At 42.5% G+C, this 15,696-nt stretch carries 17 protein-coding genes and 1 riboswitch; of the genes, 10 read left to right on the top strand and 7 right to left on the bottom strand.

Translation table 11 applies throughout. The features are described 5' to 3' along the window. Window positions 1–92: 92 nt before the first annotated feature. The 5 genes from M4S28_RS24005 (at window position 93) to M4S28_RS23985 (ending at window position 2,448) form a co-directional block, all read left to right on the top strand. Entirely contained in the window at window positions 93–596 is a 504-nt protein-coding gene (locus M4S28_RS24005; protein WP_017080131.1) for a YgjV family protein, read from the top strand. A gap of 76 nt (window positions 597–672) precedes the next feature. Next, window positions 673–987: a cupin domain-containing protein gene (locus M4S28_RS24000; RefSeq protein ID WP_249633068.1), complete on the top strand. Its 315-nt coding sequence runs from the start codon at window positions 673–675 to the stop codon at window positions 985–987. Window positions 988–1,114: 127 nt separating this feature from the next. Then, window positions 1,115–1,597: a GNAT family N-acetyltransferase gene (locus tag M4S28_RS23995; protein ID WP_249633067.1), complete on the top strand. Its 483-nt coding sequence runs from the start codon at window positions 1,115–1,117 to the stop codon at window positions 1,595–1,597. A 165-nt stretch (window positions 1,598–1,762) separates the two neighbouring features. Further along, window positions 1,763–2,020 (top strand): hypothetical protein, encoded by a 258-nt coding sequence (locus tag M4S28_RS23990; RefSeq protein WP_017081177.1) that lies wholly within the window; start codon window positions 1,763–1,765, stop codon window positions 2,018–2,020. Between the two features lie 131 nt (window positions 2,021–2,151). Continuing rightward, a complete protein-coding gene (locus M4S28_RS23985; protein WP_065607251.1) occupies window positions 2,152–2,448 on the top strand; it encodes a hypothetical protein in 297 nt (98 codons plus the stop codon). A gap of 141 nt (window positions 2,449–2,589) precedes the next feature. Here the strand turns inward: M4S28_RS23985 and M4S28_RS23980 are convergent, their stop codons facing one another. After that, entirely contained in the window at window positions 2,590–3,087 is a 498-nt protein-coding gene (locus M4S28_RS23980) for a fasciclin domain-containing protein (RefSeq protein ID WP_249633066.1), read from the bottom strand. A 202-nt stretch (window positions 3,088–3,289) separates the two neighbouring features. Here M4S28_RS23980 and M4S28_RS23975 point away from each other — a divergent pair, with 202 nt between their 5' ends. Together M4S28_RS23975 and M4S28_RS23970 are read left to right on the top strand one after the other, a co-directional pair. Then, window positions 3,290–4,273 (top strand): DUF2860 family protein, encoded by a 984-nt coding sequence (locus tag M4S28_RS23975; protein ID WP_171310599.1) that lies wholly within the window; start codon window positions 3,290–3,292, stop codon window positions 4,271–4,273. A gap of 166 nt (window positions 4,274–4,439) precedes the next feature. Further along, on the top strand, window positions 4,440–4,934 hold the full coding sequence (locus M4S28_RS23970) for a GNAT family N-acetyltransferase (protein ID WP_249633065.1): 495 nt from the start codon (window positions 4,440–4,442) through the stop codon (window positions 4,932–4,934). A gap of 99 nt (window positions 4,935–5,033) precedes the next feature. Here the strand turns inward: M4S28_RS23970 and M4S28_RS23965 are convergent, their stop codons facing one another. After that, window positions 5,034–5,816, bottom strand: a complete 783-nt coding sequence (locus tag M4S28_RS23965; RefSeq protein ID WP_017080125.1) for a LuxR C-terminal-related transcriptional regulator — start codon at window positions 5,814–5,816, stop codon at window positions 5,034–5,036. Between the two features lie 167 nt (window positions 5,817–5,983). Beyond that, a riboswitch (purine riboswitch) is annotated at window positions 5,984–6,083 on the top strand. Window positions 6,084–6,173: 90 nt separating this feature from the next. On the opposite strand from M4S28_RS23965, the gene M4S28_RS23960 reads away from it, so the two are divergent. The 3 genes from M4S28_RS23960 (at window position 6,174) to M4S28_RS23950 (ending at window position 8,610) form a co-directional block, all read left to right on the top strand. Beyond that, the gene (locus M4S28_RS23960; RefSeq protein WP_249633064.1) at window positions 6,174–7,187 is read left to right on the top strand and encodes an adenosine deaminase; all 1,014 of its coding nucleotides are present in this window, start codon (window positions 6,174–6,176) and stop codon (window positions 7,185–7,187) included. 383 nt (window positions 7,188–7,570) lie between these two features. After that, window positions 7,571–8,287 (top strand): Crp/Fnr family transcriptional regulator, encoded by a 717-nt coding sequence (locus tag M4S28_RS23955; RefSeq protein WP_249633063.1) that lies wholly within the window; start codon window positions 7,571–7,573, stop codon window positions 8,285–8,287. Between the two features lie 164 nt (window positions 8,288–8,451). Then, window positions 8,452–8,610, top strand: coding sequence for a hypothetical protein (locus tag M4S28_RS23950; protein WP_004730469.1), 159 nt, complete (start codon window positions 8,452–8,454; stop codon window positions 8,608–8,610). A gap of 88 nt (window positions 8,611–8,698) precedes the next feature. On the opposite strand, the gene M4S28_RS23945 is transcribed toward M4S28_RS23950, so the two are convergent. The 5 genes from M4S28_RS23945 to M4S28_RS23925 form a co-directional block, all read right to left on the bottom strand. Beyond that, complete coding sequence (locus M4S28_RS23945) at window positions 8,699–9,352, bottom strand: DUF2057 family protein (RefSeq protein ID WP_249633062.1); 654 nt, start codon at window positions 9,350–9,352, stop codon at window positions 8,699–8,701. A 107-nt stretch (window positions 9,353–9,459) separates the two neighbouring features. Beyond that, window positions 9,460–9,888, bottom strand: coding sequence for a hypothetical protein (locus M4S28_RS23940; protein ID WP_102503835.1), 429 nt, complete (start codon window positions 9,886–9,888; stop codon window positions 9,460–9,462). A 12-nt stretch (window positions 9,889–9,900) separates the two neighbouring features. Next, the gene (locus M4S28_RS23935; RefSeq protein WP_249633061.1) at window positions 9,901–12,327 is read right to left on the bottom strand and encodes a hybrid sensor histidine kinase/response regulator; all 2,427 of its coding nucleotides are present in this window, start codon (window positions 12,325–12,327) and stop codon (window positions 9,901–9,903) included. Further along, the gene (locus tag M4S28_RS23930) at window positions 12,320–13,414 is read right to left on the bottom strand and encodes a cytochrome-c peroxidase (protein WP_249633060.1); all 1,095 of its coding nucleotides are present in this window, start codon (window positions 13,412–13,414) and stop codon (window positions 12,320–12,322) included. The genes M4S28_RS23935 and M4S28_RS23930 overlap by 8 nt, the downstream gene beginning before the upstream one ends. Before the next feature lie 416 nt (window positions 13,415–13,830). Then, complete coding sequence (locus M4S28_RS23925) at window positions 13,831–15,393, bottom strand: arylsulfatase (RefSeq protein WP_249633059.1); 1,563 nt, start codon at window positions 15,391–15,393, stop codon at window positions 13,831–13,833. Window positions 15,394–15,696 lie beyond the last annotated feature (303 nt).

Below are 15,696 nucleotides of genomic sequence, written 5' to 3'. Positions count from 1 at the left end.
TCTGTTTTGTTGTAACCGCCTAGTATGTTTTATTCGATTATTCACAGTGAAAGAAGCGGCTAGGGCGTAATGTTATTATTGAAGGAATCACCGTGTCAGATTTTTATCTTTCTCAAGTATTAGTCGCAATTGCTATTTGTTTCGATCTTCTGTCTTTTCAGTTTAAAGAGAGAAAGAAAATCGTTACCTGTCTGTTCTTTGCTGGCGTGCTTATTTCGAGCCACTTTATTCTTCTCGAACAATGGACAGCGGCGAGCTTAATGACGATTGCCACTATTCGCTATTTGACGAGTGTATTTTCTACATCGTCTAAGTTTAAATATTTGTTCTGTTCGATGTCGGTGGTCGCAACGGTTGTGACTTACTCGGGGCTGACCAGCATATTGAGTTGCTTTGCTTCCGTGTTTCAAACCTTTGCTGCCTTCAATAAAGATGACCGTCGATTAAGAGAATTGATGATCATCGGAACCAGCTTTTGGTTGGTTCACAATTACTTAGTTGGCTCGCCAACAGCAGTTCTGATGGAGGCGCTGTTTATCTGCAGTAACTTGGTGGGCTATTACCGTTTTTATTTCAGAAAGAGTGCTGCTGCTTAGGTTTTACAGTGCAGCTAAGGCCCAGGTTGTTAATCAATTCATTTCCAATCAATTCAATGTTAGCTAGGAGAGCTTGATGCCAAACATTTACAATGATGTTCCTTCGTCAATACCCAATGAAATATTCAATGACCTGATTGCCAACGACGGTGTTCGAATCGAAAGGATATTGTCGCATGGACATAGCTCACCAGAAGAGGGTTGGTATGACCAAGATGAGAATGAATGGGTGATGGTGATTGAAGGTAAGGGTGTCATCGAGTTTGAAGATGGACGCGTTGTTACTTTATCAAAAGGGGATTACATCAACATCGCTGCACGAGAAAAGCACAAGGTTATTGGCACAGACAAAAACATGGTGACGATCTGGTTGGCTGTGTTTTATCGTTGATATCTTGTTCTAAAGCTGAGGCTGTTGAGTGCAGGTTACAGAGCCTGTTGAGCTTGAACTATTGAGCCTGCTGATTCAGCTGTCTATTTGCACCTCTGAACGAACTTAAGACAAAAAGGAGTATGTCGTGGTTAGAATTCGAAACTATCAAGCGAGTGATGACAAAGCACTGTGGGAGATCTTCTTTCATACCGTACGTAACGTGAATGTTCGAGATTATTCTCAACAGCAAGTAGAAGCTTGGGCACCCAGTAGCTTTGACTTTGCGTTATGGCAAAAGCGTATGAATGGGTTACAACCCTTTGTGGCTGAACTCGATGGTTGCGTAGTTGGCTATACTGACCTGCAACCAAGTGGCTTGATTGATCACTTTTTCTGTCACCACGAATATCAAGGGAAGGGGGTAGGGAAAGCCTTGATGGAGCATGTTTTCACTGTGGGTCGAGTTCGTTGTATATCGAGATATTTCTCTGAAGTAAGTATTACCGCAAGGCCTTTCTATGAGCATCTTGGCTTTAAAGTTGTCAATGAACAGGAAGTCGAAATGCGTGGTGTAAAGCTGACCAATTACGTGATGGAAAAGGTAGTTGAAGATAGAAAAGGTAGTTGAATAGGCGGGCTAGTGTTCGTAGGGATACAGAAACCGAGTTTGAAATATTAATGAACCTTTTTAAGGATAACTTTTCCTGATCTATTGATATTGTCGATGAGTTCAAATTGTGTGCAAGATAATTTGTCTAATCTAAACATTGAGTGAATACAAGGAGTGTTGTTCATGAGTCATGTGAGTAGATCTAAACTATATACATTAATGTCGATGTTGTCCTTCGGTGTTGGCGTTCTAGCCTTAAAAGCTGGGGTGTCGGGGCTGTTTCCTCTCTTTGTTGTCGTCATTTCGTTCTTTTCATTCGTCATCAACTCGTTTCTTTGTTTGTTCGGAGTTAAACACGAAGATGGTTTTGATGCCTATCAAAAAGCAAATCAGACTCGGTCCGGAGCACTGGTTAAAGGCCTAGAAGATTCGAACAAATAAACCTGTGCCTTCAGACGAACGGTAATCTCATTTTTGTTACAGTTTTCACCTGTTTTTGGTTCTCTTCTTAAAGAAAAATCATCACTTTAGCGATAATATTCACTGCAACTAATTTGAGTGAAGGAAGTTACGTGGGAATTGAAGCTTTAGCGTTTGTGATGGACGCATTAATAACCGCATGCTGCATGTATATCGCCTCCAAAATGTCTTTCGTGATCGCAGACTTTAAATCCCTTCTTACTATTGCTGTAATCGTTGCTTTGGTGTCATTGATTCCGACAGTGGGCTGGGTGTTGGGGTTGATTCTGTTTGTGTTCCTTCTCGGGAAAGCAACGCACTCTAGTATTGGTGATTGCATCTGGGTGGTGGTCTTCACGAAGGTGGTGTCGATGGCGGCATTTCTAATATTCGGCCGCTTGTTTGTGTAATTCGGGTTCTTGTCGATATAGTTCTTGTTGATATAAAGGCAGCCTCGGTTAGCTGGAGACCGTTATTAACTTTTTAATTAAAAGATGAAAAGGGTGTGACCTGTCACACCCTCTTAAAACCTTTGACTGATGTTGTATTTCTTATTTAGGCAACAGCACAGCGTCAATCACATGGATAACACCATTGCTAGCCTCAACGTCTGGCATAATAACTTTGGCGTTGTCTATCATTACGTTGCCGTCATCTATCGCTATCATTACCGCACCGCCTTGAACCGTCACTGCGCTATTTAACTTCATAACTTCAGCTGCCATGATTTTACCTGGTATTACATGGTATGTGAGCACTGCAACTAATTTGTCTTTGTTTTCTGGCTTCAACAACATGTCGACCGTTCCTTCTGGTAACGCAGCAAATGCCTCATCAGTGGGAGCTAATACGGTGAAAGGGCCTTCACCTTTCAATGTGTCAACTAAGTCCGCTGCTTTTACTGCAGCCACTAAAGTATTGAAAGAGCCGTTTTCAGCCGCAACATCAACGATGTCTTTCTTCATCTCGTGGTGGTTAGCGTGAGCAAAAGCCGTAAAAAGAAGCGTCGCAACTAGCACTGATGTGGTTTTGATTAATTTGATAAACATATTGTCTTCCTTTGAGTTTTGTCCGTTATTTTCGAGAAGTTCTACGAAAGCTTAAAAGCGATAGATCAACTTATTGCACCTTTGAACATATTTTTTAGACACCCAATTCGTCAGTTGAATGAATGTCTCCGTTAAATAGTTGTTATAATTTTAATTTAATACATATAGTTGACGGGTGATTATTCAATTAATGGATGTGAATATGAGGTTTGTTTTACCAGTTGTATTTTCGGCATTCGCTTCAATGCCAGCTTATAGTGGCCTTGCACCAACGGAAGGTTTCAGTGGTAACTTCAGTGTCTTGACGGGTGTATCTTCTGACAGCAGTAACTTGAGCACCGAGCAAGACGCGAATCAAGCAACTAACACCAAGGAGGGGGACAGCGAAAATCTAGGGCTACTCGGTTTTTTGGGTACGGTTCAATATACCTTTGGTGAGTCACTGACTCATCAAGTGTATGCGGGTACCACTCGAGAGGATATTGCAACAGGTACCATTGCTTTTGAGATTGGTTATCGACATCAGCTATCTGGAGGCACAATATTGGATTTTTCTGTTCTTCCTACGCTTATCTCGGGCAAGGCTTGGACGGATCCGTATGCTGTTGGCGTTAATCGAAATGAAACGGATGTGAAAGGTAATGTAGGACGACTGCAGCTCACTAATATCGGTGGAACTGGTTTTCGAACGGATCTCGCATTTGGACAATCTGATGTTGATGAAGAGCTATCTGGTAGCCAAGCCTTATCTCCGGAAGATGCTGTGCTGCTGGATAGGGAAAGAACCTATGTGTACGCCAAAGCAGGGTACCGCTTTATCTTGCCAAACCAAGCAGGTCTATTTGTTCCTTCAATGGTGTATTTCCACTCAGACGCAGAAGGAGGGGCACTCAGCTTCGATAGTTATGGTATTGAATTAAACTACGCGAAGAGAATCGGTCGCCACGGTTTTGTTGTTACCCTAGATGCAAGTGATCGTGAATATGATGAGTCGAATCCAATTTACGGGCAAGTACGTGAAGAGAATGAATACGGTGCATTTTTAGCTTATGAGTTCGGTGGCTTAATGGGTTATGAAGATTGGTCGTTTATTTCATTACTCGGTGTCAGGTCGATTGACTCTAAGATTGACTTTTACAGCTCTGAACAAGCATTAGCGAGTGTTGGTGTTGACTACAAATTCTAATATTCACACTACGTCAACAAAACTAATCAAAGCAGAAGCTTAAGAGCAGCCTTTCTATTTGTGTAATTATTTCGAGCACTTACACCTTCAAAGGTTGTAGGTGCTCGTTGCTATCCGTAATATGAAAATTAGCTTATGGACAAAAATAATATGATAAGGAAGCGCTTTGGAAATACAAATTAGACATCTTGAACCCACCGATAACCAAGATATTTTTGATATTTATCGACACTCGTCAGTATTAGAGAATACCTCACAAAAGCCTTTTCTTAGCTCTGATCAAGTGGAGCGACTGTTTGGTCACTCAGACCATTTCACTTTAGTTGCGGAGGTTTCTGGCAAGGTCGTAGGTCACATTACTTTATTCATGACCACGAAGGTGAGAGACAGACATTGCGCTGGTCTTGCGATAGCGATTAATCCGGAGATGCATGGCAAAGGGGTCGGTAAGACTATAATGCAAGAAGCGATCAATCAAGCCGATAACTGGCTAAGCCTCGTTCGCCTTGAGTTAGAGGTTCATGCAGATAACCACTCCGCGATTGCTTTATATGAACGAGTGGGTTTTCAGTTAGAAGGCACCAAAAGGCTGAGTACATTCAAAGCGGGTAAGTATATCGATATGTTACTGATGTCGAGAATTCGACCGGATTATCGTTGAGAGTGACTTAACTCAGTTCAGTTGAAATTGGCCAATAAGATAGTGATTAAACAAAGCCCTTAAATCATTGCTTTTGAGGGCTTTTATACGAATCTAGCGTTATTTGTTGTCTATACCGAAACCATTGCGCAGCGCAAATTGAATCAGTTCGGTATGGTTGTCGAGTTCCAAAATATCCAACATGCGGTATTTGTGTGACTCAATGGTTCTAGGGCTTAAAAAGAGGATCTCCGCACATTGCTTAGCGGTATAACCTTGTGCCAATTGAGTTAGAACCGCACACTGCCTTTTGGTCAGCAATAATAGTTTTTCACTCTCGTTAATATTATTGGTTTCATCGCTGGTGACACTACGAGTCATTTTGGAGTGCTGCCAAAAACAGAGCCAGATGTCACTCAGCAATTTGATTCGCTTCATGTCAGCCTCTTCAATTGGCTTATCGTAACGACTGAACCGTGAGAAGCCGATAGCTCCCCACTGTTGACCAAACAGTGAAAGGCTTACAATCCCATGCCAATGAGCACCTTCTTCATAAAGTACACGTAGCGGGTCGAGTTTATGGTTCTTTAGTGTTTCCTCAGGGAACAACTGCCAACACTCTTTTGAACGTAAAAGCTTTAGGTAATCAAGATAATTGCCTTTTAGAAAGCGTTCCATTTCAAGCGGTGGAGTATCTGTTTGGGATACGGAAATACTTTTTCCTGTATCCAGAAGAATCATTGAGTTTGGAAACAGGGTAAGCCTGTCGAGCTTAAACCAAGCGAGCGCTTCTCTTGCCAGTAAGAAAAAAGTGCTATCGAAATCTTTGGGTTGGCATGCGGTCAAAGTGTTGGTTTGGTGAGAGAGGAGATCCTCAAAGCTCGCGAATTGGTTATCTTTCATATTGACCGTCTTTTGTGGTTTTAGACAAAATAGCGGCAATAGCTAAAGTGTGTCAACCTAATGTTAGAATGATGTTCTGAATAAAGTGTGGCGAGTATTCTTAAATGCTACTGAGTGATTTATTAGTTTTATGGAGAAACGATTAGTGAAATTCACACTGAACTCTGTATAGTAGCAACCGTTTGCTTCGTATAACCCCAATGATATGGTTTGGGGGTCTCTACCAGCTCCCGCAAAGTGCTGATTACGAAGGGTTTAGATCACAATTGTGTTCTTACTCTTTGTAATGGCGTTCAAGAAAACCTCCTGTCTATTATTCAGAGTAAGTGCACACCTAAAATCCATAGTAGGTGAAATATGAACGCATTTATTCAAGGGCTCCCAAAAGTAGAGTTGCATTTACACATTGAAGGTTCGCTCGAACCTGAGTTACTTTTCCAACTTGCTCAACGCAACGGCATTGATCTGCCTTATTCATCTCCAGAGCAGCTAAGACGCGCATACGAATTTGATGATTTACAGTCATTTCTGGATATCTATTATCAAGGTGCTGATGCACTGCGCACAGAACAGGATTTCTACGATTTAACATGGGCTTATCTAGAACGTTGTAAAGCTGACAATGTTATTCATACTGAAATTTTCTTTGATCCTCAAACGCATACCGATCGTGGGGTTGCATTTGATACTGTGATTCACGGCATTTATCGCGCACTCGAGTGTGGTCAGAAAGAGTTAGGGATCACTTCTCAAATCATCGCTTGCTTCTTACGTCATTTATCTGAAGAGAGCGCTATTCAAACGTTCGCCGATATTCTCAAGCACCAAGGTAAAATTATTGGGGTTGGATTAGACTCCTCAGAACTCGGGCATCCGCCAGAGAAGTTCAAACGCGTATTCCAACAAGCCAAACAAGCGGGTTTTCTAACAGTGGCTCATGCTGGTGAAGAAGGGCCTGCACAGAACATTGTCGATGCCATTGAAATGCTCAGTGTGAGCCGAGTAGACCATGGCGTGCAGTGCATGACCGACGAAGCGTTGATATCGGAATTGATTGAGACCAAAATGCCGCTGACTGTGTGTCCACTATCTAACATTAAACTGCGGGTGTTTGATGTAATGGAAGACCACAATATTGTCGAGCTACTAAGGAAGGGCGTTGCCGTAACGATCAACTCTGACGATCCTGCGTATTTCGGTGGTTATATGTCGGATAACTTTAATGCTGTTAGCAATGCTCATCAGCTTACGCATCAAGAGCTAGCACAGTTCAGCTTAAACGCGATCGACGCGAGCTTTATCGAGGAATCGTTGAAACAACAATATCGTGATGTTGTTTTAGCGTATATCGCCGAGGTTGGTGCTATCTAGTATTCAAAGTTCTACTATTGGATATACCTAAACGACTGGCAATTGCTGGTCGTTTTTTGTTTATGTTCAGTAAACAGGGGGGCAATCGATTGAGTCTTCAATAAATTTAATGTCAATAATCTGAATGCCCAAAAACGAGTCCCCAAAAACGAGAGTGCAACAAGCGAATTGTTACGGCTATATAGGTTAATAGTTGGTCACTTCTTAACACTATAAAATGGTTCGCCCATGATTTTAAGTTGCGTTAAGGCCTTAAGATACTAAGGCATATGGTCTTTTTGATAAATAATCTCTGGATATTAGCTGGAATGGACTACATTTAGGAAAGGTGCGGTGAGATAGCGTTGTACTTACGTAGATATATCTAAACGAGGAGTTAATCGTTGTTAGACCCCCAAATAGGTGAACAGATACAATGGCCTTGTGATTTACCACAAGACTTTATAGACAGCCTGCTCGAAATTGCTGTTTTAAAAACGGGCATACATAGCCTTGAGATTACGAAAAAATTTCAAAATCTTCCGGGTGTTTTTTATATTCTTACCGGTTCGGCTGGTATCTGCTTTTCAACTGAAAATTTGAAAAGTATGTCGGGTGGGGTCGTAGGTAAAGGTGATTGGATCGGCGCGCTGTCGGTTCATGTTGACTATAACCTTTTTGCTCTCGCTGAAGAGGTAGACCCCATCACAATGGTACTTTTCCCTTCAGATAAGATCTTAGATCTCGCAGAGAGAAAGTGCATGGTATTCAAATGGCTACTTCATTGCGGTGCAAAAGGTCAGTCGATCTGGATGCAAGCTTACTTGTCGTCTATCCATGAAAAAGAACAAAAAACAATTTATGTGTTGTTAGAGCTAGCGGCACGACAAACGAATATTACAGGGGCAACGGTTAGTATCAACATTTCACAAAGTCAACTGAGCAACATCACTGGCATATCAAGGCCTAGGTTAAACGAGGTCCTCAAAGGGATAGAACAACAGGGTTTGGTTAATATACAAAGAGGGAAGGTTTCTATCACCAATGTTGAGCGCTTGTATGAGCATATTTCTCCGATGAATTTGATGATACGAGATCCTGTTGCTGAGATTAAGGCGTGAAGCTCTAACAATACGAATTAACGTTTGGATGACTAGATTTTCAGTGTTTATTAGATATTTCAAAAAATTATGCACAGTGTTCTTTTAGGAACATACATTACAAGAGAACATCTATAATGTTCACTCTAGATTTATAAATTGAATTAGAGCGGAATAGAATTGTTATGAAAATGGCTGTATTGGAATATAAAGTATTGGGGCTTGGTGATTGGATTAAAACAACGGTTTCTAGCCGCTGTGCGCACTTACTGGCTGCAGAATACAAAGCGCTAGGGTGGCCAACAAAAGTAGATGGCAAAGTGTTATCGACTGAGTCTGCTTAATCTATATAAGCTTAAATCATCTAGATGAAGACAAAAAAGAAGCTGGCAGTGCGCCAGCTTCTTTCGTTTTTAAATTAAGACCATTGAGCTACTTGTTCACGTAGTCTTTGAATTTCTGCTTCGTTTCAGCATCCGCTTTTTCGTACCAGAAATACAACATTTCTTCAGCTGTATTCGCCGCATTTCCGTCAATCTTTGCTGGAAGCGTTACGGGTTGTGCTGCGCCCGCGCTAGCACCTACTGTAAGTGCTGCGATGCCGCCTTTCTGGTTGTATTCTCTAGCTTCTTGAGGGTATTTACGACCAATCTGCATGCCATCTTTTACTAGCTTGTCTTGCTTAACACTGATTGCGTTTTGGTTTTCATCAACCAGTTTCCAATCTAAGTTTTGAAGGCCTTTTTTCGCTTCGTTGGTGTTACGGAACTTCGGCATGTCGAACGTCAATGCTGTGTCTGCCGCGTCAAAAGTAGCAATAATGGTGTCGCTATCGACAAACTCGCGGTCGTTACCTTGGCTAAAAGCGAGTTGATATTTGAAAACGATTTGGTTCACACCATCTGGAACGGTGATCGTTTTGCTCGAAGAGAAAAAGCCACCGTCAAGATCAGGCTTAGCCTCATTTACAGCTAAGACTTCGACTAACGCATCTGCGCTAGAAGGAACTTCAATTGTCACGTCAGCTAACACGTTTGGTGCTACGATAATTGTGGAAAGCAGCGCGATGGATTGTAATGTTTTCATAATCATACAGTTGTTTATGGATAGTTAAATTACAATCTCATGCAGAACGAAGTATTTCAAGTTACCTTGTCTCGATTTGGTAAAATTCACCGAAACTTAACCTAAGCCTAATTCTTGAACGTACGAAACGTGTTTTTTTCGTTCGTATTATGGTGTGGCCTCAACGTTTTCTCTTCTGGATTATCTAAATCGCTCTCTTGAGCGCTTCGAAGCGACTGCAGAGTGATATACATAGGAACGAGAGCAGATACCCAAATGGCATAAATCGTAATCACTCGGTTGAAGGCGACGAACCAGGTTTCACTGCCCGTACTAGATAGGTAGTAGCCAATGAGCGTAAGCAAGGTGCAGGTGATAGCCCACATGACTGTGGAGGTTGGATCTTTCGTTGTTGCCGCCAGCAATACTATCGTAACGTAGGGAACGGCCATAGCAATGCCTAAAGGTACATGACAATCGACGGCGAAAATGATGGTTGCACCAAGGGCTAAGAGCATATTTGATCGCGTATTGGGTAAATTAAAGTTCCATGTCATGTGATATCTCACTTAGCCCGTTTTACGTTGTTGATTGAGCTTGTTTATTAGGCGCGTAGCTTGATGGCTATTGACCATCAGGCGGTTGATCAGTTGTTGGAGCAACTCGGCTTCTGGCATGACGTGTTGATCGGCTATCTGTTCGGCTGAGCTCGCGAGTTCAAGTACTTCGTTCATTTCATATCTTGCGGCAATCTCTTTAACCGCCTTCAATGTTCTGGAGAGGTCATCCTGTTTAGCGTCCGAAAATAGCTCTATCAACTCATCGATTTCGTTTTCTAGCTCATCAACGAGAGACGTTAAGCATTTGAGCTTCTGGTCTGATTTGAGATCATCTTGTGCCAATACTTGGCTACGCGACAGTTCTTCCTCAGTGAGTGGCAGTTTATTCTTGGGATGACGCGTTAACATGGTGATGTTGCTTGCACCTTTGGTTAAAAGGTTATGTTCGTTAGCCAAGTTATGTCTGTTACCCTCAAATTGGTCATGAAACTCATTGATGGCGTTTTGTAAGCTGTTTTTCTGTAATGGTTTGGTGAGAACAAAATCAGCCCCTGACATGATAAATTCATCGTGTGCTTCTTTAAATACGTCGGCTGTGCATGCGAAAACTACGGTAGTCAGCTTGAGTTCGTTACGGATTTTTTGAATTGCCTCAATGCCGCTCATGTTCGGCATGTGGTTATCCATGATGATCAGGTCATATTGGCTTGAAACTAATTTATCTAAGGCTTGTAAACCGTCGTAGGCGTTCTCAACCGTTAAGTTGATAGATTCACAGAACTTCCTAATCACCATTGCGTTGATCTTGTTGTCTTCGACTAACAATACTGAGAAGTCATCGAGAGTCTTATTGGTTTTGGTTGGCGTTTGATCGATGACTTGTGCTTCAAGTTCGTGCATTTCAAGCGGAAGCGAGATAGTAAATCGAGTGCCAAAATTAAGCCGGCTGGTAACCGTGATGGTGCCACCCATCAGTTCGACTAACTGCTTAACAATGGAAAGCCCTAATCCTGTCCCACCAAACTTACGGGTCGTTGAGAGCTCGGCTTGTTCAAATGCCGTGAATATATGGTCGATCTTGTCTTCTGCGATGCCAATACCTGTATCAGTCACTAAGATATTCACGCTTGGTGGGGTGGTTGGTGCAATCAAGAATTCCACTTCAACCTTTCCTGACTCAGTAAATTTGACGGCATTGCCTGCTAAATTAAATAAGATCTGACGTGTACGTGCAGAGTCACCAATCAACTGAATATGGGTAGGGATGTTATCTTTAATGGTAAAAGCGAGGCCTTTGTCTTCTGCAAGAGGCGTCAAGGTTTTATCAAGATGTGTCACTACGTCTGCCACTGAGAAAGGGCTATATTCAAGCTCCATTTTGCCTTGCTCAACCTTAGAAAAGTCAAGAATATCATTCAATATGGTGACAAGATGCTGGCCTGAATCGATGATTATCTGTGCTTGTTGGCGGGTATCGGCGCTTTGCGAATCCTCTTTGATTATTTGAGCGATACCTAGTACGCCATTCATCGGCGTTCTTAACTCGTGACTCATGGTGGCAAGGAATAAGGACTTCGCTTCGTTGGCTTTTTCTGCTTTGTTTGCGGCTTCTTGATAGGCAAGGTTGTTTCGTTTTAATTCAAAGACTCGGAAGATAAAGATGGCGAACGAGAAAGCGAAGGTTAATAGCGCGAGTGTGATGATAAGTTTGACAATCACGCCTTCTAGTTGGTCTTGAAGGTCGGTGAATTGATGTTCAATTTGCTCAAGATACTCCATGTTATGCACCGAAAGAACTTGAGATAACAGTACATTTTGTTGCTGATTGAGTTCAGCGAACGTTTTAGACAGGTCCGACAACTCTGAGCTAATCTCTTGAACTTGAATTTGGCTCCCTGAAAATAACACGCTAGCAAGTACCTCACTTTGAATGTTGAGCTCCGGTGTAGAGAGAGCATTTAGTTTTTCTGAATCATGTCCCCTTGCTGCTTCTCGATGGTTTGCTGAATGACTATCAATGAGTTGCAGCGTTAGGGATTGCAGTATGAACTGACGAGCGACACTCAACCCGACGAGCTTGTCGAGCGTATCGACATTGGCTATCGAGGCCTTGTGGAAACGCTCAAGTAATTGGGTGGTTTGTAAGTCTTGAAAGAACGTTGAGTGGATGCTTTCCCCCTTATAGCTATCCTTGAGCTCTTGCAGTTCTATTTCTAGTCTGACTAAATCAGCCGATATTTGGTAAGGGTTCGAAATGTCAGCGAGAGCAGCGTTGGTTATCTGATCGCGCATTTCTAAAACTTCATGCCCCAGCTCTCGAACAGATTCTCCATATTCCGATACTTTCCCGTGCTCAGAATAGGTCAATATAATTAAGCTAACCAAAGCCAAGAATAGCGAGAAAAACAGCAAAAAGATGAGTCTGATTTTATTCATTTTCAAACTCCACTAACATCTGAGGGCGGCTGCCCGTTAAGGTTTCTAGAAATGTTTTAATCTCACTAATGGTTTGCTTTTCAAATGTTTTACCGAGTTGGCTTTCCCCCATGATTTTGATGGCTTCCTCTAACGTTTCAGTTTGACCATCATGAAAATAGGGGGCAGTGATCGCCACGTTTCTTAAACTGGCGACACGGAAGAGGTGCTTGTCTTGTGGTTGTCTTGTAAACATAAATCGACCTTGGTCTTCACTTCGTTCTGAGCCCGTTTTTGATAACCCAAAATAGCCAAATCGCATCACCATACCTCCGCCAATATTGGTACCTTGGTGGCAGCGAATGCAGCCTTGTTCTTGAAAGGCCTCCCAGCCTCGCTTGGCCTTATCAGACAACGCTGAATGATCGCCTCGCAAATACTGGTCGAAAGGAGAATCAGGCGTGGTTAGCCCTTGCATGAACTCAATAAGTGCAGCCTTAATCGAAGCTTCGTTGATGGTTGTCGATTGTTCTTTGAATAGGCTGATGTAAGTCTCCGATTGAGAGACATAGTCCGTAATGTGTTTCCAGTTTGAATCCATTTCGTCAACGTTGTGTACTGGACCATCGATTTGATCGCCAAGGTTATTCACCCGACCATCCCAAAAAAATCGGTAGTTAAAGGCAGCGTTAAAAACGGTGAGTGAATTTCGCATTCCTGCTCCATTTACGCCAATGGAAACAGGAATCACTTCAGCACCATTGGTTTGTAGGCTATGACAACTTTCACAGCTGACACTTCGGTTCGATGATAAGTTAGGGTCTTTGAATAGCGCCCAGCCTATCTTGGCAAGTTCATTGTTAATCTCGGTCGAATCTGGAATTGGGAAGATTTGTTGATCTGGAAATGCCGCTTGTTGGGCATCTTGTGAGTTTGTATTTGAGTCGTGTTCTGAAGAGTATGAATCATCATGGTCGTTTGCATGAGAGTGATTTTCTTGGTGCTCAAATGAGGCGTGCATCTTTAAAGAAGCGGCGTCATAAACCAGTAGGCCTATTGAAACGCAAATGACAGTGATGCTTATTACTGCTAAATATGGCGTTTTCATAGTATTAGTTCCATCTAGTTTAGATAATTTTGGCAAGTCAGAATCCTTCTGATTTAAACCTTATTCACCCTGTGGATGAGAGGTGCATATTTATAAACTTAGTTTCATAGCGGTGATGTTGCAAGAAGATGGTGTAACAAGAGGAGAGGAGCAAGATGAAGTCATTGAATCGTTGGATGACAAGGGACAGGGATCGTTAGAAACAACGCGTTACGTAGGGCAAGTTAGTGACCTAACGGTCAATTCGAAAAGACCTTGTTGTATAAAACTCGGATTTTTAAGATACAGATACTGATGCAGATACAGAAAACAAGTGCCAGACGTAGAAAAACCGTGGTAACTGCATAGAGTGACCACGGCTTTGGTATTACATCATGTACTTTCTAAACTGCTTGAATTACATGGTCTAGAAGGACTTATTTAGCTTGCGTTGCTGCCGCTTCTAATTGCTTAAGTTTACCTTGAAGCATGTAAGCATTTTGGTTGAAGTTACCAGGGTTCAATACTTGGCTTTGCTGCATTGGGTAGTCAGGTAGCGTGTTCATGAACTCTTGTACTTTGCCGCCTACTGGTACGAATAGCCACATGTTATCTGCCATCCAGCGTAGGTACATGCCCGATTCGTGTGGTGCTTTTTCGAATGGGTCAGCACGTAGGTGAACTACTTGAGGCCAGTTTGGTTGGAAGCGAACTGCATCAACAATGTTACCGTCCATTACTGCGAACGAAATCTTGAAGTCATTCCAACGAACTGCGTTTAGCTCAGCGTTAGCAGAGAAGTAAAGCATGCTGTCACGAGGGCCTTTCTCTTCTTTGCCTTGGAAGTAAGGCAGGAAGTTGTAACCATCTAGGTGAACACGCCAGTTTTTACCGTTGTAAGTTGCACCTTTATCAGACGCAAGTTTCTCAACCACTTTATCATCACCAGCGGCTGCTAGTAGAGTCGGGATCCAGTCTTGGTGCCCCATAATATCGTTGATCTTAGTTCCCGGTTTGATAGTACCAGGCCAGCGAACTAGTTGAGGAACACGCATGCCACCTTCGTAAGTTGTACCTTTCTCACCGTGGAAGTAAGTAGCACCACCATCAGGCCAAGATACGGTTTCTGCACCGTTATCGGTAGAGTAGATGACGATAGTGTTGTCTGCGATTTTAAGCTCATCAAGCTTGTCTAAAAGGATACCCACTTGGTCATCGTGCTCTAACATGCCATCAGCGTAGATGCTGATACCCGATGCGCCTTGGTATTTTTCTTGTAGACGAGTCCACACGTGCATACGAGTGGTGTTGTGCCAAATGAAGAATGGTTTGTCAGCTTTTACTGCTTTTTCCATGAAGGCTAGAGATTCTTCTAGGAACTCTTCATCCGCATGCTCCATACGCTTACGCGTCATTGGGCCTGTATCTTCAATCTTACCGTCAGAAGTCGATTTGATTACACCACGAGGGCCAAAGTTCTTACGGAACTCAGGGTCTTTAGGGTAGTAGTATGTCTCTGGCTCTTCTTCCGCGTTTAGGTGGTACAGGTTACCGAAGAACTGGTCAAAACCGTGGTTCGTTGGAAGGTGTTTGTCTTGGTCACCCATGTGGTTCTTACCGAACTGAGCTGTCATGTAGCCTTGTTCTTTAAGAAGGTCTGCGATCGTTGGAGCCCAATCAGGGATACCGTGGTCCGAACCTGGCATGCCGATAGTCAATAGACCAGTACGGAAAGGTTCTTGACCTGTTAGGAATGCAGCACGACCAGCAGTACACGATTGTTGACCGTAGTGGTCAGTAAATAGTGCGCCTTCGTTAGCAATACGGTCGATGTTAGGTGTTTCGTAACCCATCATACCGTTGTTGTATGCACTGATGTTGAATACACCAATGTCATCACCCCAGATAGCAAGAATGTTTGGTTTTTCTGCTGCTGTTGCCGCTGAAGAAGCTGCTAATAAGCCAACACCTAATGCTAGTTTATTAATTTTAGTACCCATAAGGACTCCGATTCACTTTTAAGATTAATGCGTTAGAACAACGCATCGATGAGCAAATGTTATTCTCAAAATTCCGTTACGTCCTTTTATAGTGCTTATAACCAATCGTTATGATGCATGGTTAACTTGCTGATTAAATTGAATTTAGTCTGATGGTTACCAGAAACCCTTAGATAACATGTGTGATCCTTATCATGTTTGTCGCCGTAAACCTTATCGATAACTTCTGCACCTGTATCTGAATAAAAAATGACAAAAAGATTAATAGCTTAGCGAACCTCGCGCATGCTTAAAAAATGGACT

The sequence above is a fragment of the Vibrio sp. J383 genome (assembly GCF_023503985.1).
Taxonomy (GTDB): Bacteria; Pseudomonadota; Gammaproteobacteria; order Enterobacterales; family Vibrionaceae; genus Vibrio; species Vibrio splendidus.
Note: the sequence above shows the minus strand (reverse complement) of the source record. Positions and strands in the feature narration are given on the sequence as shown.